Below are 25,294 nucleotides of genomic sequence, written 5' to 3' on the forward strand. Positions count from 1 at the left end.
GGTTAATCCTCCCAACCCATTTTGCTGCGGTTCTGTGCCTGGCGGCTGCGCTCCTGCTTCTGCTGATGCTGCGCCATCAGCGCCAGTGCATCGTCTTTGCTCATGCCTTCATGCATATTGATTTCATACTGATACGAATTCTGACTGCGGTCGGTGTAGCCGCCAGCGGCTGACGGTGACGACACCGGCCGGTAAGGTGCGCCGCCGGTTGCCAGGCTGTACTGAAGCCCGCCGGTATCCACGCCTGCGCCACCGGTCGCCACCGGGTCAGGTGAAGGCACTTTATCTTTCAGCCCGTCCGATTTGGTGTCGATGATGCCGAGCTTTTCCAGCACCCAGTCGATACCGCTGCGCAGCTGGTCGAGGGCATGACCGGGGATTTTCAGCGCCTCGGCCAGCATGTTGCCGAACTTCTTACCCATATCACCGGCTGATGCGAGTTCCGCCTGGGTGGATTTCACCGGCTCCAGCAGCTTGCCGAACCAGTCCCACAGCTCTTTGATTTTGCCACCGAGCCATTCAAACACCGGTTTCAGCGGGCCGAATGCATTGCTTATCGGCCCCATCGCGGCGGTAAACCCTTCGGCCACACCGGCGATAAAGGCGCTGATGGGTTCCCAGTATTTGCGGATGAGCAGCGCACCGGCAACAACGGCTGCGACCACGGCGACAACCGGCAGGGAAATCGCGCCAATGGCGGTCACAATCGCGCCACCTGCCACGCTGAATATCGTTCCCAGCAATCCGGCTCCGGCAATCAGGGCGTTAACCCCGGCGATAACCGGCCAGGCAACCAGCCCGATAGCACCAATCGCACCGACCAGCATCAGGCCCGCCATAGCGGCTTTAGCGATTCCGGATGAAAGCATCGGATTGGCCTTTATCCAGCCATCGACCTGCAACAGAAATTTCGTGGTGTCCTGCGTCAGCGTGCGCAGGCTGCTGTCCATCTGATCAAACAGGTCAGTGCCGATGGCCTCATACGCCGACTGCAATTCTTTGAAGTCACCGCCGAGGTTGTCCTGCTGTACGTTGACCAGTTTCTCAGTGCTGCCGTCCGACTGCTGAAAGGTTTTCGTCAGTTTGTCCAGTTCACCACTGGAGGCGGCTTTCATCAGCGTCACGGCAGACGATGCCGCTTCTTCGCCAAAGATGGTTTTCAGGTACTCCGCCTGCTGTGCCGTACCGAGTTTGTTTTTCTCAAAGGATTTTTGCATCTCCTTCAGCACGGTAAAGAACGGGCGCATGTTGCCCTTGCTGTCGGCGGTTTTGACGCCCAGCTCCTGAATGGCTTTGAATGCTGCGCCGGTGGGTGCCTGCACACGCAAGAGCATGGCGCGAACACCTGTCCCGGCCATACTGCCGGTGGTGCCGTTCTGCGCCAGCGCGCCAATCATCGCCGTGGTCTGCTCAACGCTGACGCCTGCGTTTTTCGCCACCGGCGCGATGTAGGTCAGTGCATCGTTCAGCCCGTCAAAGTCGGCTGCGGTTTTGTTAAGGGTTGCCGAGATCACATCACCCAGGTGCGCGACTTCGCTGTTCGCCATGCCAAACGCGTTTTTGGTGCTCATCAGCAGTTGCGCACTTTCTTCCATCGTGCGGTTGTTCGCCAGCGACATATTCAGCGTCACCGGCGTGGCGGCTTTGATGTCGTCAGTGCTGCCGCCCGCTTTGGCGATGATAATCTGCGCCTGTGCGGCATCGTTGGCCGAGGCGGCGGTGTTGTCGCCGATACTGCGCGCCTGCGTTCTCAGCGACTGAAACTCAGGTGAGTTCTTATCAAGGCCGAGCGTTGCCTGTAGCGTGGAGTTTGCCAGGGCAAAGTCATAGCCCGGACGCAGCACGGACGATGCGGCCACCGCGCTGACCGTGGCGGCACCGATACCGGCAGCACCCGCATTGCGCACTTTCGCCGACAACTCCTGGCCTTTGCGGTAACGCTCACTGGTCTGGTTCAGCCGCTCCTGCTGGGCATTGAGCCGCTGTAGCTCCATTTTCTGGCGGCTCAGACTGACGGTCGCCTGCGCCGAGGCGGTTTTGAGGCGTTGCTGTTCGGTGCTGAGATTACGGGTCGAAATGCCTGCGGCCGTCAGCGCCTCGCGCTGCTGCTGCACGGAAAGGCGCAGCGAGTTAGATTTGGTCTGTAATTCTGACGCCGCCTGGCGGGCTTTCTCCAGCGCGCGGGCCTGCTGCGTGGTCGGGCGCTCGGTGCTTTTGAACGTCACGGCCAGCGCCGCCGCTTCGGCTCTGGCGTCCTTGAGTTTCTGCTGCGTGACGGCCAGCTGCGCGCTGGTTTTGCGGAAACCGTCGATTTTCCCCGCCTGCGCGTCCAGCTCTTTGATGCTGGCCTGCGTCTGGCGGATTTCAGAGGTCAGTCCTTTGGTGGCGTTCAATACGGTTTTAAACGGGCGGGTGGCTTTATCGACCGCATTCAGCAGCACCTGTATTTTGAGGTTATTGCTCATCCGGGTTTGCTCCGCTGCGGATAAAGGCTTTCAGCCGCCAGTCCATCAGCTCGGCCAGCGGCATGTCGTACAGCTCGGAAGGGGGCCAGTGAAATATCGTGGCAACGTCGGCCATCAGGTCGTTAACCGTCAGGCCGCGCGGCCAGTCTACTCGTCCGACTTCGAGGACAAAAAACCGATCACCTTGCCCGCCAGCGTAATCAGGTCAGCCGGGTCAAGGTTGTTACAGTCTGCCTTGGTCAGCGCGGGAACGGTGATGCGCGGCAGGACGGTGATCAGCGAATCCACATCCGAGCCTGCAAGGTCGGACAGGCGCACGCCGCGCAGCGCGCCCGCGTTGGGTTTAATCAGTTCCACCTGGGTGATTTCACTCTCACCACGCTTAATCGGGGCTTCCAGTACGACGATCAATTCATTCTTTTCCATGTTCGATATCTCAGTTCACTGTAGTCAGGGAAAGCCAGCGCCGGGCGCTGGCTTCAGGGTTATACCAGGCCGATATTTTTGCGGCGCTGTTCGAGGCGGTCGGTGCCGTTGACCTTCTCCACCATGTTGACGGTGTCGATCTCAATCAGCTCTTTGCCGTTAAACGTCAGTTTGTAATAGGTGTTTTTGCTGGTGATTTTGGTTTCGGTGTCCTCACTGGTTTTCGCTTCGCCAAAATCAAACGTCTGGTGTTTACCGCGCACCTCGATTTCAACTGCGATTTCCTCGCCGGTGTCATCGCGCTGGTACGAGCCGGTAAAACGCAGCGGTACATCGGATGCACCCCACTGCGACAGCACCAGCTCATCAATGCCGCCGATACTCCATTCCATATCCAGCGCGTCATCTTCCAGACCGTTGTCGATATGCGCAGCCCCGTTCATGCCGCCTGCGCGGTACGGGTCGAGCTTGCGCGCCAGCTTCGGCAGGGTGACGGCCGTCACCACGCCCTGATAGCTGTTCGAATCATTGAAAAGGTTCATCGCCTTAAGTTTGCGTGGCAGTGCCATTTATCCGGCTCCTTAACTGTTCACGGATGCGGCGAAGGTCGCCAGATAAGTGTCAGTGATGCGCTGGCGGAAAGTCAGGTCTTCCAGCGGCGGCACCGGCGTGTAGTCGTAATCGATAAAGAGTTTGCCCGCCTTCAGGCTGTCTTTATCGTTGGCGCTTTCGTCATACCAGGCAGACGCGCCCAGCAGATAACCCGCGTTGACCATTTCGCGGAATTTGGCGTTGATACCGGCAATGATGTCTTTCACCAGTACCGGCGTCAGCGGCTTATCCACCGCCCACATGTGCGCTTCGGCGATGGTGTCGGCCAGCACCTGCGCGGTGCGGGTGTAGTTCTCAAACTGGAACAGCGGGTCATCGCTGCATGTCCGGTTGCCCCAGAAGCGGAAACCGTCCTTGCGGATCAGCGTGGTGACGTCGGCCTCGTTGAGCAGGTCGGCATCGGTGCCCACCTGTTGCAGATCCCAGAATACCGAGGCTGAAATCCCGGTCACGCCGTTGACGCCGACGTTCGACAGGGTTTTATGCCAGCCGGTGTCGTTGTCGATTTTGGCGCGCAGGCCCAGCGCGCGGGCGGTGGCGTAAGCCGTATCTGAGGCGCTGGTTGTGGTGTTCCAGGCGAGGAAATCCGGCCAGATGACCATGATTTCGCGCTGGCTGAAGTTCTGACGATAGAGGCGGGCCTCGGAAATGGTTTTGCAGTCCCACGCCGACACGTAAGCGAAGGCGCGCAGCTGCTGTGCGATGCTGGCAAGCGCGGTGGACACTTCCAGCGTGTCGAGGCCCGGCACGCCGAGGATGCGCGGCTTGACATCGAGTTCGGTCTGCGCAGCCAGCAGCGCTTTCATGCCAGTGTACTGGCCGTTGGCGTCGGTGCCGCCGATGATGTTGGACGTGGTTTCGGCTTCGTCGTCGCCTTCGGCCACGCGCACCACGACGGTGACGGGTTTCGACTGGTCGGCAATGGCCTGTAACGCCGCCGCCAGCGTGCCTTTGACGCCCGCCTTGCCGACTGCGCCCTGCACGTTGGTGATGAGTACCGGCTTGTTGAGCGGGAAGGTAGCCGCGTCCGCATCGTCGGCGGTGCAGACCATGCCGACGATTGCGGTGGATACGGTGGAGATGGTGCGCGTGCCGTCGTTCACTTCGACGACGCGGACACCGTGATGATAATCTGCCATCTGTTGCACTCCTGGTTAACGGTGTGCTCAGGGTGGCAGCTCAGGCAGGACGGCGCATGTGATTGCAGTCTGCTGATAACTCAGCGAACAGAAGCCGCGCCGGACGTTACAGACCGAAGGGGTTAACGGACGTATTGAGGAATTCAGCACAGAGGGCAGATCCCGCCGCGTCGTCCTCACCAATTTCCGCATAGTGCGGGTATGCATCAGGATCCTGCGGAGAGGAGAAAACCGCGCCAATCTCTGACCGTGTGTCGTCAGTGAACTGCACATAGACAGTAGTCATATTTCATATCCTGTGATGTAGATATAAGAGGTCTGCAACGCTGTCCCGGCCGCCAGGGTGTAATAAATCGTCTGCGGCGTTATCAGGGGCAGATTACTGAAGGGTGAGACAATCGCCGCACCGCCGCACCCGATATACACCGCCCCCACACCGTCCGCCGACGCCGCTATCGTCATGTTGGTGTTGTACTGATACCCGGAAATATTCGGGTTCCCAATCCCGCTGACGCTGAGGGCATTGAGCGGAACGATGGCCGCAATCCCCTGCGGGGTATACGACGGCGCAGAGATGCTGCTTGCCAGCGCCATCTGCTGCACAAAGCTGATGCGCCGCCCGCACTGCCATCCTGCGACAAACTGGCCGGAAGCGACGCGCCAGACGGAGACCAGGGCGCTGGCGGTATATCCGGCGGGCATGGCGCTGCCGGGACAGATTTCCGGTGCCTTCGCACTGGTTGCATTCCGGGCCAGTGCCGCCGGTGCTTTACCCGGCCCCCAGATGGCATAAACCGCCATAAACCCGCTGGCCGGAATACTGCCCGCAACGTCGACACCGCCTGCACCGATCACGGAGAGATCAACCGGCAGTGCCAGCCCGGACAATTTGTATTGCGTGCCGCCAGATGCCGTCTGCACGATCAGCTCGTCAGCCGTCCAGGTTGCGGTCGTTCCGGCCGTGGCAACGTGCATCAGCGCATTGCGTGACTGACCGACAACGCCGGTTAATCCCGTACCCAGCCCGAGATTTTTAACAAACGCCGCCACATCACCAATATCCGCGCCGTTCTGGTCGATCGCCATTTTTCCGGCGAGCGCATTCAGTACCGTTGCAGAAAAGTTCGGGTCATCGCCCAGCGCATCGGCCAGCTCTTTCAGCGTGTCGAGCGCTTCAGGGGCGGAGCCGGTCAGTGCAGCAAGAGCGGCGGTGACAAAGGCCGTTGTCGCCAGCTGCGTTGTGTTGTTGCCGGGTGCAGCGGTCGGCGCTTTGGGCGTACCGGTCAGCTGCGGGCTGGCAATCGGGGCATACTGCCGATGTGGATCCGCAGCGGCAAGGTGCTGCGCCATCAGGCTGTCGGCATACGCTTTAACCTCAATCACGGCGTTATCAACATACTGCCGCGTTGCCAGCACCACGGCCGGATCAATCTTCAGCGTCACCGCGCTGGTGCTGTTCACGATGAGGATCATGCGCACCGTCTGCGTGCGCCCGCTGCCCTCGGCCAGCAGCGGCTTGTAGGTTTCGGCACAGTTAGCCACGGCAATCAGGACGCCGTCGGCATCAAACAGCCCAATCTCGCGTATCCAGAAACCGCCTTCGCTCTCCGGGATAATCTGCTCGGCGATAATCTGGCTGCTGTTGGCCGTGTCGATACTCAGCGAGTTCAGCGCCGCCCGGCGTTTCTCACCGGTGAGCGCCGTCTGCGCCGGGTCAGGCGTGGGCAGCGTGCCGCCACCGTCACCGACCGCCATCTGGGTAATCTGTAATTTCGTGCCGAGCGCGGCTGCGTTCGCCAGTCTGGCCGCGCCCTGATTGGTCAGCAGGGCAAAATATTTTGTCGTCATGCGCTCACTTCCGTCAGGTCAATAAGATGCACCGCCACGCCGGAATAGCCCGCGCCGCCGGTACTGATAATTTCAGGGGTATAGGGATAAACGGTAAGCAGGTCGCCGCAGTAGCTGGCAGCGGCAACCGGGATTTCCCCGTTTGCATCAAGGTTGATGGACAGGCCGATCAGATGACGGCTGAGGGGCTTTGCATCCGCTATCAGCCGCTCCAGCTCGTTATACATTTCCTCGGTAATGCCGGTATCCAGCACGCCCACATCGAGCCGGAACGTGCCCGGCTCATCGTTGGTTTTCCACCACTCGATAACGCGGATCAGATAACCGAGCGGCTCCACCACGCGACGCACCGCGCCAATGGTGCCTTTGTGCCGGTGTACGTACTGCGATGCCGCCACGACGGCGCGTTTGGTGGACTCGCTCCAGCTGCTGTCCCAGCGGTCAACCGACCACGCCCACGCCAGATACGGCAGCAGCGCCACCGGGCAGGTGTACGGGTTCCACAGCTGACGCAACGGAACATTCAGATCGGTCAGCGAGGCCAGCGCCTGTGCGGCGGCAACCTCAAGCACCGATGAACCGGTGGGAACCAGGCGATCACTCATCCGATCCCCCCACGGTCAGCGCATAACCGGTGCAGTACGCCGCCTGCGTTTTATCCAGCACCACATCAGCAACCGGCTTAATCAGGTTGACGCGCTGCACGCCTTCAACGTGCATGGCGGCATACAGGGCTGAGAGGCGGATATCCCGCCCGAGGCGCTTCTGCGCGGTGATGTAGGTAACGAGTTTTGCCTCGGAAGCCGCGCGGATGGGTTCCGCTTCCGGCCCCGGATAGAGATACAGCTCTGCCTCAATGTCGTAATTCACGATGTCGGCTGACTGCACGCTGACGCGGTCGGCCACCGGCCGCACGTCCTCATCGTTCAGCGCGGCATCCACCACGGCCAGCAGGTCATCATCCGCCACGCCGTTACCCTCGCGGGCAAGGATGGTCACGGTGACAACCGCAGGCGACGGGCTGATGGCAGAGGCATCTGCCACCCGGCCATCGGCGCTTTTTGCGTGATACTCATAGGCACCGGTCGGCCCGGCCACACTCAGCCCCTCGAAGGCGGCCGCGATACGGGCGCGGAAATCGTCGTTGCCCTCCATCTCTGCCGCCGTGGGCGGAATGGTGGTGTCGTCGGCCGGGGTGATGGTCAGGCGGGTGACGCCATTGTTTGCGCCGAGCTGGTCAAGGTCGGCATCCAGCGCGTACGCCACCATGACCGCCTGCGCCGCTTCGTTGATGCGCTGGCGCAGGATCAGCTCACGGTAGGCGTTTTCCTCCAGAATCTTCACGATGGGATCAGACTCCAGCGCCAGCGTGGCGGCGATGGCGGCCTGCTGTTCTTCCGGGTAGAGAGAAATCAGCGTGGCTTTGCGTTCGGCCAGCAGGGTTTCATAGTCCAGCGTTTCCACCACGTCGGGCGCGGGCAGCTGGCTCAGGTCAATGGTTGCCATGTTCTCAGCTCACAGGGACGGTTAAGGAGAAGGTCTGTGCGGTGTCGGTACGGTTGCCGGTCAGCTCAACCACCATGCCGCCGTTAAAATCGGACTCGTAGCTGATGCCGGTCAGCTTTACGCGCGGCTCCCACTGGATGAGCGCCACATAGCAGGCCGACATAATCTGGAGGCGTAACGCCGCATTCTGTGGCTGGTCAATCAGTGCTGACAGGAGTGAGCCGTATTTGCGGCGCATCACCCTGGAGCCAATCGGCGTCACCAGGATGTCGCGTATGGATTGCTGGATATGTTCGAGGCCGGTCAGCGCTTTGCCGGTCTCGCGGTTCATGCCGATGTATTTTTCGGTTGTCACTCGGTGCCCTCCGTCATCGAGCCGCCGCTCTGCACTTTGCCGTGTTTATGGTCGTGCACGACAACACCGTTAGAGCTGAAATTCCCACCGCTGTGCATCACATTGCCTTTCATCGTGCCGCCCTGGGTGACTTCCAGCGTGGCGGTTTTGAGGAGTTTGGTGCACTCGACCTCTGGCACATCCAGCAGGATTTTGACGGCGGCTTTAATGGTGGCGGTCTGAATGCCGGTTGCCGTCAGTGCGCCGTTCTTTGGCTCATACTCGATCACCGCGCCGTCGGGAAAGGACCAGTGCAGCGCATCGGCGGAGGCAGACGGGGCCGGGTTGTCATCGGAGAAAATACCGGGCAGCACAAAGCCGGTGTCGAGTTCGCCACCAAGGCAGAGGACGAGCACCTGCTCACCCACTGACGGCGCATTCCACGAACGGGTTTTACCCGCACGGGCAGTCAGCCAGTGCAGCCAGCCGGTGGTGTTGTTTCCTGTATCGACGCGGCATAACCCGCCGTCCAGATTTACGGCGGAGACGGTGCCAATGCGGATCAGGTTGCGCAGCAGGCGCAGGATTTCGGAGAGTTGTTCGTTCATGAATTGAGAATGCCCATGATGCAGGACACTCTCAATTTAGGGATGTTTTATGGCTGATGAGCAAACAGAAAAAGGTTACTCCTTAAACCACACCTCTGGCCGCCGCAGTTTTTTCTCAGTAATGAAATAATCTAAATCCTCCCATGCGTCTTTTAAATTCATTTCAACTTCTTTTTTTTCTTCTTCGTCCAGAGTTGAAATTCCCATTAGAATGTCTTTTAAACGTAACGATAATTCTCTGAGTTCACGCACATCCATTAAATCAATAATTGAATCAATAGTTGCAAGCTCAGCATAAATTTTTGAAATCTCTTCAAGTGCTACATTGTGTTTAGCCACGACAGCTTTGCATTCATCTGAATTTCCTTGTTTCGCCTTGTGAAATTCGTCATGGGCTTTAACATATCCCCTGTCCTTTTTTTCAGCCTTATCTATTATCCCCCTAAAAATAACCCCCACCATTTCAGTTAGAGTTATAAAACACCATCCTTTTTTTACCTTTTCAATTTCATCGGCTTCTACCCCAAGCTCAATTAACTCACTTTCAATGTCATGAACATATTGAAATAAGGAACGCCTAGATATTTCCCCTTGTCTTCTTGCCGTCTTAGAAGCAAAGACGATAGCCAACTCACTTACTGGTAGCGCTATTCCACGCAGTTGTGACAATATTTTATCCGCTTCATCTATCTTTTCTCTCAACTCCGCAGCCAGCCCAAAGACATTGAATTTTTTTACATCAAAATGAAAGAGTAATATTACTATTATCCCAGCGGCAAAACATACTGTTCCACCTGATACGTTTTTAATGGTTGCATTAATCGATCCCAATATCAAAAAAGCCACACCAAGAAATAATGCACTTTGTTTTACATTAATGTTCATCTTGACTTTATCCCCAACCTCTAAGGCAATGAATCACAATTCTAATTGTGAGAGGATTGCGTCTTCAATCAATTTCAGATCATCTGAATTGATACCCATTAATGGCCGTGCCTCATACTGCACCTCTTTACCATTACGGGCTGGTCGGTCGCGTAGCCCGTAATGATGCACGCGGGCCATACGCTGCACACGGCCCGTAAACTCAACCACGGCCGCATCTGATTCGGCCTTTGCTTTCATGTATTTTGCGGTGCGCAGTTTGGCGAACATCTCACGTTTAACCCGGCCTTTTTTACTGCGAACCGGCTGCATTTTGCGTGGTTTAAACGGCGTGCCGTCCGGTGCCTGCTGGCGTTTGATATTCTGCTGCTGGCTGGCTCGGAGCTTTTTGGCGATGTTTCGCGCCATCTCTTTACGTGCCGGGGTTGACAGGTTATTGATCAGCGCGTTCAGCCGGTCCTCGACCAGTTCCAGCCCGCTCATAACTGCCACTCGCTGATAAGCTCACCCTTTGAATACATCTGCACCGGTCGGGCGTCATTCTCCGGCAGTGGGTTCTCGCCAACGTGATTTACATGCAACTCATCACCTTCCTGCTTCACGATCACCCGTTCACTCAACTGGATATCAATACTGATATCACTGGCCGTGTCGCTGATCACATCAGCTTTAAAGGTAAAGCCGGTCTGCTGCTTCTCCTTCGTCGCCATCACATCGGGCTGGTTCACCCGCAGCCAGGCGAGCAACGGCACAATCAGCAGATCAATATCGCCGGTGTAGTCGGTGATCACCATATTCAGCTGATACTGATATTCAAACGACAGGGAAGCCGCGAGCGTCGAGACAATGCGGCCATTATCGATAAATACGTTCAGGCTGTCAGGGCTTCTTTGCAGCACCGGGACGCTGGCTGTCAGTGCCTCGCGCAGTTGTTTCGGTTTCAGCATCGTGTTCCTCCTGGCAGTCTTTAATGGTTTCCACCTGCAACCCGCAGGAGACGAGCGCCGCTTCTAACTGACGGTTATCCGCCGCCAGATCGCCCGCCGTTTTAAGGCTGTTGCCCGGTATCAGGCAGCTTGTCACGCGTGGACAGCCAGTCCAGATAATTTCTGGCGCTGGTGAAGGCGGGACGGGTGTGCAGCCGGATAACAGCGTCAGGCAAAGGAGCAGCAGACCAGTCGCGTAATGTCGGGTTCGCATCGGTTTCCCTCTGTATTTGCATTTCACGGTTGAGCGCGCCGGTACTGGCCCGCCCCTGCATCAGCCGCAATGTGGCATCGCGTTTCTGGCCTTCACGGTTTTCCGCATTCAGCCGGGTGATGGCTTTATCCCGGCTTTCGATACCGGCCGACAGAGTGCCGATAATCTTCTGTGCACTCACCAGCTCTCCACTGGCGACTGACCAGCGCCAGCCGGTAAAGAACAATGCCAGCAATGCAACGGCTAACAGCGTGGAAATAACACGGGTCATGCTGCCCCCTGAAGGCACCAGGCCATTTCCCGCCCACGGCGGTTATCCAGCCCCACGTTAAACACGCCATTCACATACACCCAGCGTTTCAGCTGATGACAGGCATCAGACCAGCGGCCCTTATTCAGCAACTGCACCAGCGTGGAGCCGCAGGCGTTGCCCGTACCGACGTTGAAGGCAAACGACACCACGGCGTCGTAAACCTTCTGTGGCAGCTGCATGAAGATGCAGCGGGAGAGGGCCGCCTCGGTGCGCAGCACGTTGGTGATGAAATTGCCCGCCGCCTGCCGTTCGGTAATGCTCCGGCCCGGAACGACACCGGACGTGTTGCCGATGCCGTCGGTCCAGACTCCGGCGCTGCACTGGTACGGTTTCAGGCGACAGCCCTCGTAATCCGCAATCAGCTTTAACCCCTCAACGGAGGTATGCAGTTGCGGGAAGCCCGGCAGCGTGGCGGCAATTGCCAGAACCGCACCAACGGCGCAGCGCTTAACGGTTTGCAGATTCATAGTCCCCCCGGCTGATGCGGCCACTTGCGAGAAGCTGATAGGTCTTGCGGCGGTAGTACCAGCTCACCAGGAACATGCCGACGCCCAGCACCATGCCGAGCAGGGTCGCCATGTCCTGCAAATTCCACTTACCGAGCCAGCCCAGCACCGCCGCCACGCAGTAGGTGATAAAGGTGCTGATGCGCTCCAGCGATATATTCATATTCAGTCCCAGAGGTTGACGGTTTCCCCGGTCGACGATTCCGGCAGGTCGGGCAACTCAACGGCATAGCCGTGTGGCAGTACCGGCCCGGCATCCGCCAGACCGTTATTGGCCGCATAAACCAGCTCCGTGACCTGCTCAGTGCGCCCGTAATAGCGGTGGCAGATTTCATCGACCGTATCGCCCTGAAGTGCGTACACCTTCATCACAGCAGGTCCACAATGCAGCCCGGACGCGAGGCGACACGGCTGATACTGAATCGCGCATCGCGCCAGTATTCGTCGGCGCTGATCTCAATCTCACCGGCCTTTTTCGTGCCGGTGGCGTCATAGCCGCGATAGCGTTCGGCAATGGTCGCGGCGGTGGCAGAAGCCACGGCCGCGATGTACTGCGTGATTTTCTCGCTGATGCCGTCCAGGGTTTCGGCCGGAACGTCAGCGAGCGTCTTAAAGCTTCCTGCCATCTGGTCGGTGCGCCAGTCATACAGCTCGGCATTCACCTCGGATATTGCCGTCAGTACCGCCTGGCGCAGCCGGGGTGCTGTGACCGTGCCTTCGTAGCGCAGCGCGTCGCGCAGCTGCTTCAGGTCAATGTCAGGCCAGAAAAACGTATTCTTTACCGGCGGCTCGGCACTCTCTGCCGGTCGCGGTGCGGGTATCACTACCGTTGTCATAGTTGGCCTCTGAATAGGTGGGCGGTGGAGGACAGCGCAGGAGCCTGAAAGGCCCGTTGCTGTCCTGCCGCCCGGCGCGGGGCGCGTCCGGTCAGCGGCTGGCCTGTGCCTGCTTTTTCATGGCAGTCGCCAGCCGCTCAATGTCTTTTTTCACGCCGCAACCCTCATGCAGTTGCAGCGCACGTTTAAGGTGGATCATCGCCTCATGAGTCCCGCCCGCGTCGCGATACACATACCCGGCGATTTTGTGCAGCTTGGCGCGCACCTCATCGGGCATGTCTTCGGCCTCGGTCAGCCGGATGGTTTCCAGCAGCGGTGCCATATCCACCGCCTCTTTTGCCGTCCAGGCGCGTGTCGCGGCGCTGGCAACTTCCTCGGCCAGCAGGTAAGGCAGGCTGTCGCGTTTGAATCCGTCGGGCGATACCAGACCGTGTTTCAGGGCATAACGGGCAATCTCCAGCGCGCCGGTTATGTCGCCTGTGTCCAGTCGCCAGATCATGACGGTCATCACGATGGCATCCTGCGCACCGCGCCCGCTGTTCATCACGCCTGCAATCCACGGCAGATAGTCGGGCAGCATCTGGCGTTTCAGTTCTGCCTTGCGTTCCTTGCCATAGATTTTTTTCAGGCGGCGCTTGTCCTCGTTGAGTTTCACGAGCATCTGCTCATAGCCGGTGGCGTGGCGCAGCGGGTTTTTATCCCGCTGCTGTGCGGCTTCGGCCTGGACGCGCATCCGGTGACGGCGGGCGGGACTCAGCATGAATTACTCTCCCGCTTCCTGGGTTTCGGTTTCGTTATCAGGTTCGGTCTGAGTCGTGGCGGCAGCTGCTGCTTCCGGCTCGCTGAAATCACCGGTCACGATGTTTTCCACCAGGCAACCGGCCGCGTAATCCTCGATCACGTAGTCCTCGTTGATGGACTCGTAGTTTTCGATGCGGTCGCGTTTCGCCACTTCATCAATCAGGCGGCGGTGTGTACCTTCCTGCCAGTAGATGGACAGGTTATCCAGACGGGTGATCATCAGGGCATTAGGCGGGAAGTACGGCACACGGACAGCGGGCAGGTTGCCGATACGCTTCTGGCTGATGATCAGATCGGCCGCCAGTTGTTCGGTGTTGGCCTGACTCTGGTTAACCAGCGGGAAATACTTGTCAGCCAGCAGCTGACGACCGCAGATAACAACCAGCTCAGGGTCTTCCTGATACCACGGCTCGATCAGGTCGTTGGTGGCATCCATCACCAGCGCGTCGAGGCTGGCGTAATCACCACCTTTGCCCACACGGATTTTGTCGGACACCGTGCCGTCTTCCGCCGTGACGTTGTTCATCACGCGGTCAGGGGCGTTATCGCGGTACTTCTGCAACCAGCCTTTCGCCACGTCCTGCAACATCGGGTTGGCCGCACGGTTGGAGGTTTTGGCGCGGCTGGTGCCGTTAAAGCCGATCATGATGCGATCAAGCGCCTGCCGTTTAATGATGGCGTCACGCAGACGGGCCTGAAAATCTTCATAGCGCGCCCACAGGTCGAGCTGGTTATAGCGGATATGAAAGTCAAAGTTGACCTGGGCACACTCGTAGCCCTCGGCATCGAGTGCGGAGAAATCAGCGGTTTCACGCTCATCGCCGCCCGCCGTGTCGGCGGTGCTGGCAATGGAGCCGGATACGCCGATCCCAATTTTTTCGCCCTTCATCTCCATCACCGGCACGATGTTGATGTGGGTCAGAAACTCGGATGACTCCTGCACGCGGTTCATCAGGGTCTGTGATACCGCCGGTTCGACGGTGAATTTCTTGTTCATGTCGCCGGTTTCGACGCCGTTCAGCTCGGCCAGGCGGGACATGTAAGCGTTAAATTTAAAGCGGGTATTCTGGCGCATTGGCGCTCCTGTTCATCAGTGTTCGGGGTGTTCTCAGACCGTGACTTATCAGCAGTCGGTCTGCGCGCTGCCTTTGCCGTCGCCACCGGTGGAAGGCGGGCGGCGGGAAAAGCTGCCGTCGGTTTTCGCGAGCGTTTTCTGTAGTGCGCTCATGGCTTCGCGGTCTTCACCGGTTTGCTTCTCCAGCGCCTCAAGGCGGTCAGAAAAGGTTTTTTCCAGCGTCGCCAGCTGCTGCGCATGTGCATCACTGTTCTGCTGAACCTGCTCGGCAACCGTTGTCACCGCCGCGCTTACGTCGCTGAAACGCTCGTCATCGGTTTTTTCTTTGCGGGAAAACAGCTCTTTCACGCGGGTCAGCAGTGACGGGCCTGCGTCGGCTTCTTCGTAGAATTCGATCAGGGTTTCTTCAGCAGCGGTAAACAGGTTGTCTTTATCCTGCTTGCGGGACGCCAGCGGGCTGGCTTTGGCGGTGGCGCTGAAACTCAGGTACTCCGTGCCGAGACTTGACGGGTCATCGGTGACAGCAAGGCCAATGAGATACGCCTCGCCGGTGTCGGCAAATTTCGGGTTTACCTCGATGGAGGTGTAAATCTTCTGGCGCGCTTTGGTCAGCTCAACCAGATCCGGGGTGGGGTCGATATAGCCATACAGGGCCAGCTTGCCTTTCAGCGCGCTGTTGGTGATTTCCTCTGCCTCGACTTTCGTCACGTCGCCAAAACGGCGAAAGGTGCTGTCAGCAGCATAACCCTTGATGTGCTCCATATTGACGCGGGCACCGTATACGGCCGGGTCGTAGTTCTTTGCCATCTGGGTGATCCACTCACGGGAAATCACGCGGCCGTCGGTGGTTGCGCCTTCCGTTGCGATGCGAAAACGCTTTGCTTTAGTTGCCATTAATCAGGCTCCGGTCTGTTGATGGGTTCGGTTCGGGGCCAGTTTCCCCGTCAGCACCGCATCCCTCAACGAATGCCCGCCCGCTCATCAACCAGCAGACAGCGAGGACAGGCGCACCCATTTTGCGGCCGGTAGCCTTAGCGGCATGAACATGACACCCGGCACCACCATCAGCGATCCGCGCCGTCAGGCGGCACTGCTTTACTGGCAGGGATATTCCGTGCGCCAGATAGCGGAGACGCTCGGACAGAAAACGCCAACCGTGCAGAGCTGGAAACTCCGCGACGCCTGGGAAGAAGTTGCGCCCATCAGCCGCGTGGAATTCAGTCTTGAGGCGCGGCTGACTCAGCTCATCCTCAAAGACGTGAAGGAGGGAAGGGATTACAAAGAGATAGACCTGCTCGGGCGACAGATTGAACGGCTGGCCCGCGTTGAACGTTACCGTGGCAGCGGTAACGAGGCGGATCTCAATCCGAACGTGCGCAACCGCAACCGGGGCGAGCGTCAGCCGGTTATCAAGAATATTTTCAGCGACGAGCAGACCGACAAACTGACCGGCCTGTTTATGGATGGCTGCTTTGAGTATCAGCTAAACTGGCATAAAGCCGGGCTGGTGCACCGTATCCGCAACATCCTCAAATCCCGCCAGATTGGTGCGACGTTCTACTTTGCCCGCGAGGCGCTGCTTGATGCGCTGACCACCGGGCGCAACCAGATTTTCCTGTCAGCCAGCAAGGCACAGGCGCACGTCTTCAAAAACTACATCATTGATTTCGCCCGCTCGGTGGATGTTGACCTGAAAGGCGATCCGATTGTGCTGCCAAACAGTGCACGCCTGATTTTTCTCGGCACCAACGTACGCACCGCGCAGAGCTACACCGGCAATCTGTACCTGGATGAATATTTCTGGATCCCGAAATTCCAGGAGCTGCGCAAAGTTGCCAGCGGTATGTCGCTGCACAAGAAATGGCGCACCACGTACTTTTCGACGCCGTCGAGCCTGTCGCACAGCGCGTACCCGTTCTGGTCGGGCGAGCTGTTTAATAAAGGGCGTCGCAACAAAGATGACCGCATTGAAATTGACCTGTCACATTCGCATCTGGCGAAAGGGGCACTGTGCGGTGACGGCCAGTGGCGGCAGATTGTCACGGTTGAAGATGCGCTGACGGGCGGCTGCAACCTGTTCGATATCGACCAGCTGCAACTTGAGTACAGCCCGGCCGAATACCAAAACCTGCTGATGTGTGAGTTTGTCGACGACGAGGCCAGCGTGTTTCCGTTCGCCGAGCTACAGGGGTGCATGGTGGACAGCCTGGAGGAGTGGACCGACTTTAACCCGTATGCGCTGCGCCCGTTCGATTACCGCCCGGTGTGGATTGGGTACGACCCCTCGCATACCGGCGACAGTGACGGATGTGCCGTTATCGCACCGCCGCTGGTTGCCGGGGGTAAATTCCGCGTGCTGGAGCGCCACCAGTGGCGCGGTATGGACTTTGCCGCACAGGCGCAGTCGATTAAAGAGCTGACGGAGAAATACACCGTTGAATATATCGGTATCGATGCGACCGGCATCGGCCAGGGTGTGTTTCAGTTGGTGCGCCAGTTCTACCCGGCCGCGCGGGAAATCCGCTACACGCCCGAGGTGAAAACCGCAATGGTGCTGAAGGCGAAAGACACCATCAGCAGCGGGCGACTGGAATACGACGCGGGCCAGACCGACATCACCCAATCCTTTATGGCTATCCGCAAAACCATGACCGCCAGCGGCAACCGCTCCACCTACGAAGCCAGCCGCAGCGAAGACGCCAGCCACGCCGACGTCGCCTGGGCAGTCATGCACGCACTGTTAAACGAACCGCTTACCGCAGCCAGCGGCGGCGCAAATCCTTCTTTCATGGAATTCTACTGATGAGCAAACGCAGAGGCCGCAAGGCATTTACCGCCCGTACTCAGCCCGCCCCGGTGGCATCACAGCCGGTAGAGGCGTTTACCTTTGGCGATCCGACGCCGGTGATGGATAAGCGCGATATTCTGGATTATGCCGAGTGCATCCATAACGGCCGCTGGTATGAGCCGCCGGTCAGCTTTCACGGCCTGGCGAAAAGCCTGCGCTCGGCGGTGCATCACAGCTCACCGCTGTACGTGAAACGCAATATTCTGGCCTCCACCTTTATCCCGCATCCTCTGATGAGCCAGCAGGAATTCAGCAAGTTTGCGCTGGATTATCTCGTCTTTGGCAATGCGTTTGCCGAGCTGCGTCGTAATGCGCTCGGCCAGCCGCTGCGCCTCGAAACCTCACCGGCCAAATACACGCGGCGCGGGGTAGATGATGGGGTGTACTGGTTTGTGAATGAATGGAAGGACGCGCATCAGTTTGAGGCCGGACAGGTGTTTCACCTTATCGAGCCGGATATTAATCAGGAGCTGTACGGCCTGCCGGAATACCTCAGCGCGCTTAACTCCGCCTGGCTGAATGAGTCAGCGACATTGTTTCGCCGCAAGTATTACCAGAACGGCGCGCACGCCGGTTACATCCTGTACATGACCGACGCGGCGCAGAGCAGCAGCGATATCGACCGGATGCGCCAGGCGATGCGTGATACAAAAGGCTTAGGTAATTTTCGGAATCTTTTCATGTATGCACCGAACGGAAAGCCTGACGGGATTAAGATTCTGCCGCTGAGTGAGGTGGCAACGCGGGATGATTTTTTCAACATCAAGAAGGCCAGCCGTGACGATCTGTTAAGCGCACACCGCGTGCCGCCGCAGATGATGGGGATTATCCCGGATAATTCGGGCGGGTTTGGTGATGCTGTGAAGGCGGCGCAGGTGTTTGTTCGTAATGAATTAACACCATTGCAAGAACGTATGAAGGAGATAAACAAATGGCTCAATCACGATGTTATTGCTTTTAGACTATATAAATTTGATGAATGAGTTTATTCAGGAGATGATTATTCGAAATCATTGCTAATGATGTTTTATGGAATGGCTCCCACTGTAAGGGAGCTTTTGTTTAGATGGATAAATGTGCAAGTAGTGCATTGTGAATGTAAATTTTTTGGGTGAAAAGAATACTATCATCACCTCTAAAAGAAAATCTCATTCGTGCTTTGCTGCCTTCGGGTTTGTTGAAATTTCCGATTACACCAATTCTATACAAATCCTTTAATATTTCGGATATTTTTGTTTTTTCAAGGAGGGTTCTTACATCCTCATGGATGTTTTTCATCTCTTCAGTGTGCTTGCTGAATTCGCTTGTGGTCGAGATCTGCTTATATCCATAAAGAATGTTTTTTATGCCTTCAATTTCTACGGATTTATACTTTGTTTTTAGTTCTTCTGTTAGCTCGTTCCAAGATAATGAAGAGTAGCGCTTCCTGATTGCCTCAAGTGTTTGTATGTTGAATTCCTTTTCATCAGGGTAGCTGTCTTGCGCTGATAATAAAAGTCTGACAATATCTCTTGGCCGATACCAAGAATTGTGAAGAAGATAAGTTTGTGGTTTTTTCCCATGAATAGTGTTGGGGAAGTATGTACTCCAAAGTTCTGCGCTTTCTAGTTTTGGAAAACCATTTTCTACTCTTGCATTATTTATTCGTTGTTCAATTATATGCATCAATGGTTGCTGTATGGCATCATACCCTGGCCTATTCCAAAAGATTTCGGTTCCAAAATCAGTTAGAGGTTTATTGATTTCCTTACCAAGGGTTTCAACTGAATTGGTTACTTCAGAACGGATGGCTCCATAAATGCAAAGGTTGAAGCCTTTTCTTTTTGCTACAGCATTTATCTTTTCGATGGTTACTATAAGGTCTCTAATCAGTCTGGAGTCTCTTTGATATTGTTTTGAAGTTGAATAATTTAACTCTAACTCATCAAAAAATATGTTTATAGAGTTTTCTGATGCTTCGAGCGATTCAAAATCATCATCAAGCTCCCGAATAAATTTAGAGAAATTTACTTTTGCAATGCCTGTATTATCCCAATCAAAATCTAAAGTAACTTTCGGGTTCTTACTTAATTCTATATTGCCTTTTCTTAGGTTTGGTATTAACTTGGCAAGGCCAGACTTGGTTTTTTCTGGGACTTCAGAATTTATCTTTGCATGGAATCTATTTAGGTCGTCCCCTTCCTTGAATAAGTTTATTTTTTCGATTTGTGAAAGTCTAGATATTGTTTTATAAATAAACCATCTCCATATGTTTTCATAATCCTTTCCATCATAACTAGTGCTGTTTTCAATAACCTCCTGAATATGAGATGCGTGATTAAAGTCTTTTCTCAAATCCTCATCTATGTCAGATTTAAATAGTATGAACTTAGAGTGATAATTTTTACTTTCATCAAGTTTGAGTGCGATATACCTAAGTAATGCCGTTTTTCCAGTGCCTTTGAGACCGGTTATAAAATATTTGTCACGAGCAAGATATTTATCGATAAGAAGAGCGGGTGGAACGACAAAAAGCTTTTTAAAACGCTCTATCTCAGTTGGTGTATTAGATAACATTTCATTCTTGGCATCTGTTGTACCAAGGTAAATATCCTTTAACTTCATTAATGTTACTCCATAATTTTCTAAGAATTTTCTTATACCACCCAGGATTTAAGATATCAACATTGATGCATTCCTAAAAATGTAGCGCGCAATGCTTTCCCCGCCACGCCTGCCCGCTTTATGCATCGCTTTTCATGCATGTGCATGTCATGTCCCAAATCGCGCCAGCCATGAGGGCAGGGACGATTAGCGATCCTATTCCGATCATGCAATCTCATGCACGCACATGCGTTTTGCTGCACCATCAAAAAAGCCGCCAAATCGGCGGCTCAGGGTAGGGGAGTGACTCAGCAGGTATCAATCTGCCTGGAAGAAGATAGCGTCCTGGAAAGATGAGGTGTCAATGGTTCCGGCCATATCACTAATCATCGACAGTGCCATTTTTAATTCATCTTCCTTGCAGTGAGCAATCAGTGAGACGTCAGCAATAAACTGGATTCTAGCCACTGTCTCGCTCAGATTATCGATATCCATCAGCGCATTAACTCCTTATCTCTAAAATATACTGTATGTATAAACAGTATCACGCCGTTAAGGAACCGTAAAGAATCGTATCACTCAGATAAGTCTGAACGGTCGTTTATTAAACATCACTGTTTCCCTTATGGCGCGCGGCCAATGCCTGGAATCGTTGCAGGGCCGTTGAGGCTTTTCTCCTGTCGCGGAAGAGATGACCACTGGTTCCACTCCAGAAAACCTGATCACCAACCTTGAGTTTGTGTCCCATCATCATGCGTGTGACTTCCCCCTCGGACAGACTCAGCCGTGAGACATCATAAAAAGTCTCTTTTAACTTCTCGCGTTGTTCCTGATATCGATCACTTTCCGGTGCTGGTCGAGGCTTTGGCGGTTTTTCAGGCGTACTTTCGTACAATCTTTTCAGAATCCGCTTTCTCTCAGCTCTGGTTGGTGGTCGTGAAAAATCAACAGGGGAATCATCTGGTGATGGCTCCGTACAGTTATTGACAGAACTCCGAGAGGGCGCAGACGCGCCCTGAAGGTCAACGGCCAAATCAACGGCACGTTTGGGGACGATCTTCCACTGTGCCAGGCGGGTTAAGATTGGCGTGTCTGCACCAACTTCAGTTGCAAAAACGCCTTTGATACGCACGGTTTCCTCGCCGTATTCGTTTACGTCATCGCTCGGCTGATACCAGGTGCGCACTGCTAAATCATCACGACGGACGAACGGCCCGCCCTGAGCGTTGACATAGCCAGCCCAATCACCAGCATCGGCTGCATCGTGCGCAGCAGCAAATTCAACACTCAGACCGTGAGCGGTTTCGCTGTCAGCCATGCGGCGGAGCTCACGATAAACCGTTACCGGCGCGCCACCCACAAACTGAAACTGGCGGATGTGCCAGCGTGCCGCCCAAGCGGAAACGGCTGATGCTGTCTCTTTAAGCTCTTTGCCGCTTTCGTCGTCCATCTCTCCATCGAGTGCATAGCCGTCGATATTTTTAGATATGTATTTCGCCACGTATCCGGTGGCGCTGCCTTTTTCCGGGTCGATAGCTTCGGCGTGAAAACGCGCTCTGAGAGCCTTTTCGCTTTTCAGCTCTTTGTTGTCTTCCTGCCAGGCGTAAGCGCTCATAACTTCACGCACGCGATCGACATTTTCAGGAAGCATAAACATCAGCATATGCCAGTGAGGGGTCGCATCATGATGAGGTTCAGCAACACGTATGCCAAAGATACGGATTTCTTCACGATGCAGCTTTGCGCGGATTTTCTGCCAGAGGTTGCAGAGGTACCGTTGCGTGTCCGCCGGGCTGGCTCCGTTCCATTTACGATTACGATGGCCGGTCTTAATAGTGGCGTGGTAGCGGGCTGGTGCGGTGAGGGTATAGAACTCGCCGATAAAGCCCATCTCGTTGCAGATATTTTCAAAGCCCCGGATGCGCGTCATCAATTCGCAGCGGCGAATAGCGGGATTAGCCACACTGCCGTCGTATTTTTCAATCAGACTGATGCGGTTGCCTTCTTCGTCTTCTAACTCCATGCCTTTAAGGAATTCACGCGTGCGACGTTTCTGCTCACGCCATTCCGCAACGGTCATATTGCTGGCGTATGGGGTGTGCTTTTTGCTGACGTTAGCGAGTGCGATCTGCAAGTGCTCGCGCCAGGCAGACGCAACACGACGCAGTCGGCCTTTCCACCATTTTTCAGTCTTCATACGCATGATGGCCGGGGTAACTTCTTCCGGATCAAACAAACGTGATGTGACTTTATCCCACAGCGGCGGTGTCTGGTTCAGTTCGCGGGTGATGGTCGCAGCGGTCATATAAACTCGATGCGTGTATTTGTAATCTGTCTCGTCGCTGCCCTGGCTATGAGCCTGTACCAGTTCGGCCATAATAAAATTAGCCACGTCACCAGCCAGCAGATCAACATCAGCACGCGCCATATCAGGCAGACGGTTAAAGCGCTTCATCAATTCCCACAGCGTACCGCCAGCGCGGGCTGCCCCCGTTTTTTCTCCAGCATTTTCGGCCAGCAGGTTAAAGGTGGCTGACTTCATTTCGTCGAGCCGATACTTTGCGTTTACGCATTCAACGCGTGGCAATGTGCGCTCAACAAAAGTTTTTGTTAAGTACGCATTGGCGCGTGCTGTTCCCTGTGCTTTCTCCAGCTCACTGGCACGACGTTTAACATCGAGTTGGATCAGTTTCGGCTGCTGTTCGAGAAGTTCCTGCGCATGTGCTAAAGCCGCAATCATCTGACTGCGGCTATATATTTGCTCATAAGTAGGATAGGGACTGGCAATGGCTTCCCGTGGAGCATTCCACGGGTAAGCGAATTCCTCATGCATCAGGAATTACCCATCAGGTGTTTGTTGCGCTGTTCCTCAATTTCCTGGCAGGAAACGCAGCGGGTTACACCCAGATAAGCGCGGCGGCGCTTTTCAGGAATTGGGGCTTCACAGTCTTCACAAAATGAGGCGCTTACAGCAGGACCGCGATTTACGATAATCGCGATGTTGCGAGCTAGCGTTTCGTCGGTGCGCTGCTGCACGATGTCCATTGAGTCAGCCATTAATGCGCCTCCTCAATTTGTGCCTGTAGCTTTTCCGCTTCCTGATAAAGAAGCTCTGCGGCCTCGACGTGGGTAAGTTCATCCCGGCGAATTTTTGAGGCCAGGATGTTAAGGCGGGAGACCATAAGGTCAGCACGACCGCGGCGTTCTTCGCGACGTGCGTCATTCAGCATCATATCAAGTTCAATATATGAAGCTGGTTGACTGGATTTAGTAAATTTATTCAGCATGTGATTTTCCTTTCTTCAGGCAAAGCGAATACCGGCGGGTTTACGCCAATTAAGTGCTTTGGGTTATTTAATTAGAAAGAGTCATTCGTTTAGGGAATAAACTCACAACGGCTTTCAGGTGGTTCATTGCGCGAATCAGCGCGTTTCTTTCTTCGGTAGTTAGATCAATAAAATCGTCTGAGTGCCGGTCTTTGCCGATGTTCGCCAGGAAAAAGATGGCGCTTAACGCACGTTTGTTATCCTGATAATTGCTGTCAGTCACATCGCGCATTTCAGCAATAAAACGGGCCACATCTTTTTCGCAATTACCGCCCATCAGTTGTGCGCGAAGCAGGGCAACATGATTAAGTGCGGCAACTCGTTGACCGGCTGTCAGTTCGACCAGCATGGAATCGCCTTCGATAGCCATGATTTGCCTCTCTTTGGTAATGCCTGAGACTTTGCTCCAGATGATGACGGCGCGGCTGGATTCCAGCGTTTACCATCTTCTCCCATAATCCAGCCGTGCCCGTAAGACATGGATGGGCTTTGGCGTTTAAGCTTTGCTGCCATTGAGATCATGAATGCACCTCAACTCATGCCGAGTGATGCACCGATACCGCTGATAGCATCGACGGTCGAGGACAACGCTGGGTTAGCCTGAATTCGCGCCTGCACCGCGATTGCTGCCAGTGTTAAGCAGCGGATACCGCTATTAACGTTTTGAAGCAAACCGCGTTTACTGCTGGCGGTCATAGGCTCTGTAGAAATTGCGCCAGCGGCTAACTGGCCCACTTCTGCGGTTGCTTTCATGACATACAGAGGTAACTTTTCATTTGCGACTTCGTTGATTGGTACGCATGGCAGGCACTGAATTTGTGCCAGCAGGCCATCGACGAGCGTTGCATCTTCAGTTACGTCGGTAAGAGTAAGCACTTCTGTGACAGTAAGCTGATGCGGCTGATCCGGGTTGAGCTTGTTGCGCAGCGTTTGAGCGCGCATCCCGGCTTTATTCGCAACGTCTTCCATGTTGTGCGCTAAGGCGAATTTCCGACAGGCATCGTCATAGTGCGCATGGGTGGAAACCTTAAAATCAAACATGTTCAGATTCCTCATTGCCCAAGATAATAAGTGGCAAATTTGAATGTTAACGTGACTGAAAATCAGCTTCTTTGGTTAAAGCGATCATGTTAACGAGAACTTTTTCCATTTTGCGAACTTTCGATCTGATTGGTAGGCGACCATCTTTCACCATCAGACGGCAGGTTTCATAAGGGATTCCGGTCACTTTTGAGAACTCAGGCAGCGACAGATAAGGGCTGCTCAAGGTAATTGAAAGTGGAGAATTCATCGTGCATCCTTATTCGTTAAGGTAAATACGGGTATATGCGTGATCTTGTTCAATTATGACTAAGTTACAATTCAAAATTGAATGAGTCAACGCTCAAATAGTGGAAAAGTTGAATGGAATTTTCAGGCGGGCAAGCTGTTGTCGATAGGTTATTGAAAGCATACGGTTTTTCCACCCAAAGGGAGTTGGTCGAAAAAATTGGTGTGGGTCATGGGACTGTAAGCACTTGGATACGTCGCGACCATTTTCCTGGAGAAGCTGTTGTTCAATGTGCCTTGGATACTGGGATTTCCCTTGAGTGGCTTGCTACTGGGAAAGGGGAACCAAATTTCAGTTCAAATCGCAAAAGTGAACAGCAGTCTGTTAAAGTTGAAATACTTCCATTCAACGTTATTGACGCCGGACAGCTTGAGCAGGGGGAACCTGTTTCTATTCAGGTATCGTTATTGCCCGCAGATCGCAAAGTTCTGGAAATCGTTCATGTACCCGAAGCCAGAACTTTCTTCCTTGTCGAGAAAGCTCTCGTAAGGCCCACTGATGGAATTTGGATTACTCAACGTGCCGATGTAGTTCGCTGCGAGTCCATTCAGAGAACACCGGGAGATAATTGGCGTATAGATGGTGTTGACTGGCCTGTCAACGATGTTGAATTAATTGCTAAGGTAATAGGTTGTATTAAACATAAAATTTAG

35 protein-coding genes are annotated in these 25,294 nt (G+C 54.8%); 3 read left to right on the forward strand and 32 right to left on the reverse strand.

Translation table 11 applies throughout. The features are described 5' to 3' along the window. Positions 1–2: 2 nt before the first annotated feature. From AC6I8T_RS07335 to AC6I8T_RS07445, 23 genes are all read right to left on the reverse strand, one after another. Positions 3–2,465 carry a phage tail tape measure protein gene (locus AC6I8T_RS07335; RefSeq protein ID WP_497833644.1) on the reverse strand — a complete coding sequence of 821 codons (2,463 nt, stop codon included), beginning with the start codon at positions 2,463–2,465 and terminating at the stop codon, positions 3–5. Next, complete coding sequence (locus AC6I8T_RS07340) at positions 2,455–2,580, reverse strand: GpE family phage tail protein (RefSeq protein WP_497833645.1); 126 nt, start codon at positions 2,578–2,580, stop codon at positions 2,455–2,457. The genes AC6I8T_RS07335 and AC6I8T_RS07340 overlap by 11 nt, the downstream gene beginning before the upstream one ends. Positions 2,581–2,612: 32 nt before the next feature. Beyond that, positions 2,613–2,891, reverse strand: coding sequence for a phage tail assembly protein (locus AC6I8T_RS07345; protein WP_497833646.1), 279 nt, complete (start codon positions 2,889–2,891; stop codon positions 2,613–2,615). A 59-nt stretch (positions 2,892–2,950) separates the two neighbouring features. Then, positions 2,951–3,460, reverse strand: coding sequence for a phage major tail tube protein (locus AC6I8T_RS07350; protein WP_497833647.1), 510 nt, complete (start codon positions 3,458–3,460; stop codon positions 2,951–2,953). A gap of 12 nt (positions 3,461–3,472) precedes the next feature. Further along, the gene (locus tag AC6I8T_RS07355; RefSeq protein WP_497833648.1) at positions 3,473–4,642 is read right to left on the reverse strand and encodes a phage tail sheath protein; all 1,170 of its coding nucleotides are present in this window, start codon (positions 4,640–4,642) and stop codon (positions 3,473–3,475) included. 106 nt (positions 4,643–4,748) lie between these two features. Next, on the reverse strand, positions 4,749–4,928 hold the full coding sequence (locus AC6I8T_RS07360) for a hypothetical protein (protein ID WP_497833649.1): 180 nt from the start codon (positions 4,926–4,928) through the stop codon (positions 4,749–4,751). After that, positions 4,925–6,490: a phage tail protein gene (locus tag AC6I8T_RS07365; protein ID WP_497833650.1), complete on the reverse strand. Its 1,566-nt coding sequence runs from the start codon at positions 6,488–6,490 to the stop codon at positions 4,925–4,927. Before AC6I8T_RS07365 ends, AC6I8T_RS07360 begins: the two co-directional genes overlap by 4 nt. Further along, entirely contained in the window at positions 6,487–7,095 is a 609-nt protein-coding gene (locus AC6I8T_RS07370) for a phage tail protein I (RefSeq protein WP_497833651.1), read from the reverse strand. The genes AC6I8T_RS07365 and AC6I8T_RS07370 overlap by 4 nt, the downstream gene beginning before the upstream one ends. Next, complete coding sequence (locus AC6I8T_RS07375; protein ID WP_497833652.1) at positions 7,088–7,996, reverse strand: baseplate assembly protein; 909 nt, start codon at positions 7,994–7,996, stop codon at positions 7,088–7,090. The genes AC6I8T_RS07370 and AC6I8T_RS07375 overlap by 8 nt, the downstream gene beginning before the upstream one ends. Before the next feature lie 4 nt (positions 7,997–8,000). Beyond that, the gene (locus AC6I8T_RS07380) at positions 8,001–8,351 is read right to left on the reverse strand and encodes a GPW/gp25 family protein (RefSeq protein ID WP_497833653.1); all 351 of its coding nucleotides are present in this window, start codon (positions 8,349–8,351) and stop codon (positions 8,001–8,003) included. Beyond that, complete coding sequence (locus tag AC6I8T_RS07385) at positions 8,348–8,938, reverse strand: phage baseplate assembly protein V (RefSeq protein ID WP_497833654.1); 591 nt, start codon at positions 8,936–8,938, stop codon at positions 8,348–8,350. Before AC6I8T_RS07385 ends, AC6I8T_RS07380 begins: the two co-directional genes overlap by 4 nt. 75 nt (positions 8,939–9,013) lie before the next feature. Next, complete coding sequence (locus AC6I8T_RS07390; protein WP_497833655.1) at positions 9,014–9,823, reverse strand: hypothetical protein; 810 nt, start codon at positions 9,821–9,823, stop codon at positions 9,014–9,016. Positions 9,824–9,856: 33 nt separating this feature from the next. Continuing rightward, entirely contained in the window at positions 9,857–10,306 is a 450-nt protein-coding gene (locus AC6I8T_RS07395) for a phage virion morphogenesis protein (protein WP_497833656.1), read from the reverse strand. Continuing rightward, positions 10,303–10,770: a phage tail protein gene (locus AC6I8T_RS07400; RefSeq protein ID WP_497833657.1), complete on the reverse strand. Its 468-nt coding sequence runs from the start codon at positions 10,768–10,770 to the stop codon at positions 10,303–10,305. Before AC6I8T_RS07400 ends, AC6I8T_RS07395 begins: the two co-directional genes overlap by 4 nt. Further along, positions 10,703–10,981, reverse strand: a complete 279-nt coding sequence (gene lysC, locus AC6I8T_RS07405; protein WP_497834281.1) for an Rz1-like lysis system protein LysC — start codon at positions 10,979–10,981, stop codon at positions 10,703–10,705. Before lysC ends, AC6I8T_RS07400 begins: the two co-directional genes overlap by 68 nt. Then, positions 10,872–11,294 (reverse strand): Rz-like lysis system protein LysB, encoded by a 423-nt coding sequence (gene lysB / locus AC6I8T_RS07410; RefSeq protein ID WP_497833658.1) that lies wholly within the window; start codon positions 11,292–11,294, stop codon positions 10,872–10,874. Before lysB ends, lysC begins: the two co-directional genes overlap by 110 nt. Then, positions 11,291–11,803, reverse strand: coding sequence for a lysozyme (locus tag AC6I8T_RS07415; RefSeq protein WP_497833659.1), 513 nt, complete (start codon positions 11,801–11,803; stop codon positions 11,291–11,293). The genes lysB and AC6I8T_RS07415 overlap by 4 nt, the downstream gene beginning before the upstream one ends. Further along, positions 11,784–11,999 (reverse strand): HP1 family phage holin, encoded by a 216-nt coding sequence (locus tag AC6I8T_RS07420; protein WP_497834282.1) that lies wholly within the window; start codon positions 11,997–11,999, stop codon positions 11,784–11,786. Before AC6I8T_RS07420 ends, AC6I8T_RS07415 begins: the two co-directional genes overlap by 20 nt. 8 nt (positions 12,000–12,007) lie before the next feature. Next, positions 12,008–12,211, reverse strand: a complete 204-nt coding sequence (locus AC6I8T_RS07425; RefSeq protein WP_497834283.1) for a tail protein X — start codon at positions 12,209–12,211, stop codon at positions 12,008–12,010. After that, complete coding sequence (locus AC6I8T_RS07430) at positions 12,211–12,678, reverse strand: head completion/stabilization protein (protein WP_497833660.1); 468 nt, start codon at positions 12,676–12,678, stop codon at positions 12,211–12,213. The genes AC6I8T_RS07425 and AC6I8T_RS07430 overlap by 1 nt, the downstream gene beginning before the upstream one ends. A gap of 91 nt (positions 12,679–12,769) precedes the next feature. Next, positions 12,770–13,438: a phage terminase small subunit gene (locus tag AC6I8T_RS07435; RefSeq protein ID WP_497833661.1), complete on the reverse strand. Its 669-nt coding sequence runs from the start codon at positions 13,436–13,438 to the stop codon at positions 12,770–12,772. A gap of 3 nt (positions 13,439–13,441) precedes the next feature. After that, positions 13,442–14,554: a phage major capsid protein, P2 family gene (locus AC6I8T_RS07440; RefSeq protein WP_497833662.1), complete on the reverse strand. Its 1,113-nt coding sequence runs from the start codon at positions 14,552–14,554 to the stop codon at positions 13,442–13,444. A 48-nt stretch (positions 14,555–14,602) separates the two neighbouring features. Further along, positions 14,603–15,448 (reverse strand): GPO family capsid scaffolding protein, encoded by an 846-nt coding sequence (locus AC6I8T_RS07445; RefSeq protein ID WP_497833663.1) that lies wholly within the window; start codon positions 15,446–15,448, stop codon positions 14,603–14,605. Positions 15,449–15,593: 145 nt separating this feature from the next. Here AC6I8T_RS07445 and AC6I8T_RS07450 point away from each other — a divergent pair, with 145 nt between their 5' ends. Then, entirely contained in the window at positions 15,594–17,357 is a 1,764-nt protein-coding gene (locus AC6I8T_RS07450; RefSeq protein WP_497833664.1) for a terminase ATPase subunit family protein, read from the forward strand. Continuing rightward, positions 17,357–18,385 (forward strand): phage portal protein, encoded by a 1,029-nt coding sequence (locus AC6I8T_RS07455; protein WP_497833665.1) that lies wholly within the window; start codon positions 17,357–17,359, stop codon positions 18,383–18,385. Before AC6I8T_RS07450 ends, AC6I8T_RS07455 begins: the two co-directional genes overlap by 1 nt. 79 nt (positions 18,386–18,464) lie before the next feature. On the opposite strand, the gene AC6I8T_RS07460 is transcribed toward AC6I8T_RS07455, so the two are convergent. The 9 genes from AC6I8T_RS07460 to AC6I8T_RS07500 all read right to left on the reverse strand — a co-directional run bounded on the left by AC6I8T_RS07460 (position 18,465) and on the right by AC6I8T_RS07500 (position 24,602). Then, positions 18,465–20,006 carry a P-loop ATPase, Sll1717 family gene (locus tag AC6I8T_RS07460; protein ID WP_497833666.1) on the reverse strand — a complete coding sequence of 514 codons (1,542 nt, stop codon included), beginning with the start codon at positions 20,004–20,006 and terminating at the stop codon, positions 18,465–18,467. 297 nt (positions 20,007–20,303) lie between these two features. Further along, positions 20,304–20,480, reverse strand: coding sequence for a hypothetical protein (locus AC6I8T_RS07465; RefSeq protein WP_208724202.1), 177 nt, complete (start codon positions 20,478–20,480; stop codon positions 20,304–20,306). A 109-nt stretch (positions 20,481–20,589) separates the two neighbouring features. Continuing rightward, a complete protein-coding gene (locus AC6I8T_RS07470) occupies positions 20,590–22,818 on the reverse strand; it encodes a replication endonuclease (protein WP_497833667.1) in 2,229 nt (742 codons plus the stop codon). Beyond that, positions 22,818–23,042: a TraR/DksA family transcriptional regulator gene (locus AC6I8T_RS07475; protein WP_497833668.1), complete on the reverse strand. Its 225-nt coding sequence runs from the start codon at positions 23,040–23,042 to the stop codon at positions 22,818–22,820. The genes AC6I8T_RS07470 and AC6I8T_RS07475 overlap by 1 nt, the downstream gene beginning before the upstream one ends. After that, positions 23,042–23,272, reverse strand: a complete 231-nt coding sequence (locus AC6I8T_RS07480; RefSeq protein WP_497833669.1) for a DUF2732 family protein — start codon at positions 23,270–23,272, stop codon at positions 23,042–23,044. The genes AC6I8T_RS07475 and AC6I8T_RS07480 overlap by 1 nt, the downstream gene beginning before the upstream one ends. A gap of 67 nt (positions 23,273–23,339) precedes the next feature. After that, positions 23,340–23,681 (reverse strand): DUF5347 family protein, encoded by a 342-nt coding sequence (locus AC6I8T_RS07485; RefSeq protein ID WP_497833670.1) that lies wholly within the window; start codon positions 23,679–23,681, stop codon positions 23,340–23,342. After that, positions 23,645–23,833, reverse strand: a complete 189-nt coding sequence (locus AC6I8T_RS07490; RefSeq protein ID WP_497833671.1) for a phage filamentation protein Fil family protein — start codon at positions 23,831–23,833, stop codon at positions 23,645–23,647. The genes AC6I8T_RS07485 and AC6I8T_RS07490 overlap by 37 nt, the downstream gene beginning before the upstream one ends. Before the next feature lie 9 nt (positions 23,834–23,842). Then, entirely contained in the window at positions 23,843–24,352 is a 510-nt protein-coding gene (locus AC6I8T_RS07495) for a phage regulatory CII family protein (RefSeq protein ID WP_497833672.1), read from the reverse strand. A 46-nt stretch (positions 24,353–24,398) separates the two neighbouring features. After that, positions 24,399–24,602 carry a DNA-binding protein gene (locus AC6I8T_RS07500; RefSeq protein WP_497833673.1) on the reverse strand — a complete coding sequence of 68 codons (204 nt, stop codon included), beginning with the start codon at positions 24,600–24,602 and terminating at the stop codon, positions 24,399–24,401. A gap of 113 nt (positions 24,603–24,715) precedes the next feature. Between AC6I8T_RS07500 and AC6I8T_RS07505 the strand changes: the two genes are divergently transcribed. Beyond that, on the forward strand, positions 24,716–25,294 hold the full coding sequence (locus tag AC6I8T_RS07505; protein ID WP_497833674.1) for a helix-turn-helix transcriptional regulator: 579 nt from the start codon (positions 24,716–24,718) through the stop codon (positions 25,292–25,294).

The sequence above is a fragment of the Pantoea sp. X-Soil-OKNW-556 genome (assembly GCF_059730695.1).

Excerpts from the sequence above, each read along its gene's own strand:
- AC6I8T_RS07335 (WP_497833644.1), bottom strand. The coding sequence starts at position 2,465 with ATGAGCAATAACCTCAAAATACAGGTGCTGCTGAATGCGGTCGATAAA.
- AC6I8T_RS07340 (WP_497833645.1), bottom strand. The coding sequence starts at position 2,580 with ATGGCCGACGTTGCCACGATATTTCACTGGCCCCCTTCCGAGCTGTAC.
- AC6I8T_RS07345 (WP_497833646.1), bottom strand. The coding sequence starts at position 2,891 with ATGGAAAAGAATGAATTGATCGTCGTACTGGAAGCCCCGATTAAGCGT.
- AC6I8T_RS07350 (WP_497833647.1), bottom strand. The coding sequence starts at position 3,460 with ATGGCACTGCCACGCAAACTTAAGGCGATGAACCTTTTCAATGATTCG.
- AC6I8T_RS07355 (WP_497833648.1), bottom strand. The coding sequence starts at position 4,642 with ATGGCAGATTATCATCACGGTGTCCGCGTCGTCGAAGTGAACGACGGC.
- AC6I8T_RS07360 (WP_497833649.1), bottom strand. The coding sequence starts at position 4,928 with ATGACTACTGTCTATGTGCAGTTCACTGACGACACACGGTCAGAGATT.
- AC6I8T_RS07365 (WP_497833650.1), bottom strand. The coding sequence starts at position 6,490 with ATGACGACAAAATATTTTGCCCTGCTGACCAATCAGGGCGCGGCCAGA.
- AC6I8T_RS07370 (WP_497833651.1), bottom strand. The coding sequence starts at position 7,095 with ATGAGTGATCGCCTGGTTCCCACCGGTTCATCGGTGCTTGAGGTTGCC.
- AC6I8T_RS07375 (WP_497833652.1), bottom strand. The coding sequence starts at position 7,996 with ATGGCAACCATTGACCTGAGCCAGCTGCCCGCGCCCGACGTGGTGGAA.
- AC6I8T_RS07385 (WP_497833654.1), bottom strand. The coding sequence starts at position 8,938 with ATGAACGAACAACTCTCCGAAATCCTGCGCCTGCTGCGCAACCTGATC.
- AC6I8T_RS07390 (WP_497833655.1), bottom strand. The coding sequence starts at position 9,823 with ATGAACATTAATGTAAAACAAAGTGCATTATTTCTTGGTGTGGCTTTT.
- AC6I8T_RS07395 (WP_497833656.1), bottom strand. The coding sequence starts at position 10,306 with ATGAGCGGGCTGGAACTGGTCGAGGACCGGCTGAACGCGCTGATCAAT.
- AC6I8T_RS07400 (WP_497833657.1), bottom strand. The coding sequence starts at position 10,770 with ATGCTGAAACCGAAACAACTGCGCGAGGCACTGACAGCCAGCGTCCCG.
- lysB (WP_497833658.1), bottom strand. The coding sequence starts at position 11,294 with ATGACCCGTGTTATTTCCACGCTGTTAGCCGTTGCATTGCTGGCATTG.
- AC6I8T_RS07415 (WP_497833659.1), bottom strand. The coding sequence starts at position 11,803 with ATGAATCTGCAAACCGTTAAGCGCTGCGCCGTTGGTGCGGTTCTGGCA.
- AC6I8T_RS07425 (WP_497834283.1), bottom strand. The coding sequence starts at position 12,211 with ATGAAGGTGTACGCACTTCAGGGCGATACGGTCGATGAAATCTGCCAC.
- AC6I8T_RS07430 (WP_497833660.1), bottom strand. The coding sequence starts at position 12,678 with ATGACAACGGTAGTGATACCCGCACCGCGACCGGCAGAGAGTGCCGAG.
- AC6I8T_RS07435 (WP_497833661.1), bottom strand. The coding sequence starts at position 13,438 with ATGCTGAGTCCCGCCCGCCGTCACCGGATGCGCGTCCAGGCCGAAGCC.
- AC6I8T_RS07440 (WP_497833662.1), bottom strand. The coding sequence starts at position 14,554 with ATGCGCCAGAATACCCGCTTTAAATTTAACGCTTACATGTCCCGCCTG.
- AC6I8T_RS07445 (WP_497833663.1), bottom strand. The coding sequence starts at position 15,448 with ATGGCAACTAAAGCAAAGCGTTTTCGCATCGCAACGGAAGGCGCAACC.
- AC6I8T_RS07450 (WP_497833664.1), top strand. The coding sequence starts at position 15,594 with ATGAACATGACACCCGGCACCACCATCAGCGATCCGCGCCGTCAGGCG.
- AC6I8T_RS07455 (WP_497833665.1), top strand. The coding sequence starts at position 17,357 with ATGAGCAAACGCAGAGGCCGCAAGGCATTTACCGCCCGTACTCAGCCC.
- AC6I8T_RS07460 (WP_497833666.1), bottom strand. The coding sequence starts at position 20,006 with ATGAAGTTAAAGGATATTTACCTTGGTACAACAGATGCCAAGAATGAA.
- AC6I8T_RS07465 (WP_208724202.1), bottom strand. The coding sequence starts at position 20,480 with ATGGATATCGATAATCTGAGCGAGACAGTGGCTAGAATCCAGTTTATT.
- AC6I8T_RS07470 (WP_497833667.1), bottom strand. The coding sequence starts at position 22,818 with ATGCATGAGGAATTCGCTTACCCGTGGAATGCTCCACGGGAAGCCATT.
- AC6I8T_RS07475 (WP_497833668.1), bottom strand. The coding sequence starts at position 23,042 with ATGGCTGACTCAATGGACATCGTGCAGCAGCGCACCGACGAAACGCTA.
- AC6I8T_RS07480 (WP_497833669.1), bottom strand. The coding sequence starts at position 23,272 with ATGCTGAATAAATTTACTAAATCCAGTCAACCAGCTTCATATATTGAA.
- AC6I8T_RS07485 (WP_497833670.1), bottom strand. The coding sequence starts at position 23,681 with ATGGCTATCGAAGGCGATTCCATGCTGGTCGAACTGACAGCCGGTCAA.
- AC6I8T_RS07490 (WP_497833671.1), bottom strand. The coding sequence starts at position 23,833 with ATGATCTCAATGGCAGCAAAGCTTAAACGCCAAAGCCCATCCATGTCT.
- AC6I8T_RS07495 (WP_497833672.1), bottom strand. The coding sequence starts at position 24,352 with ATGTTTGATTTTAAGGTTTCCACCCATGCGCACTATGACGATGCCTGT.
- AC6I8T_RS07500 (WP_497833673.1), bottom strand. The coding sequence starts at position 24,602 with ATGAATTCTCCACTTTCAATTACCTTGAGCAGCCCTTATCTGTCGCTG.
- AC6I8T_RS07505 (WP_497833674.1), top strand. The coding sequence starts at position 24,716 with ATGGAATTTTCAGGCGGGCAAGCTGTTGTCGATAGGTTATTGAAAGCA.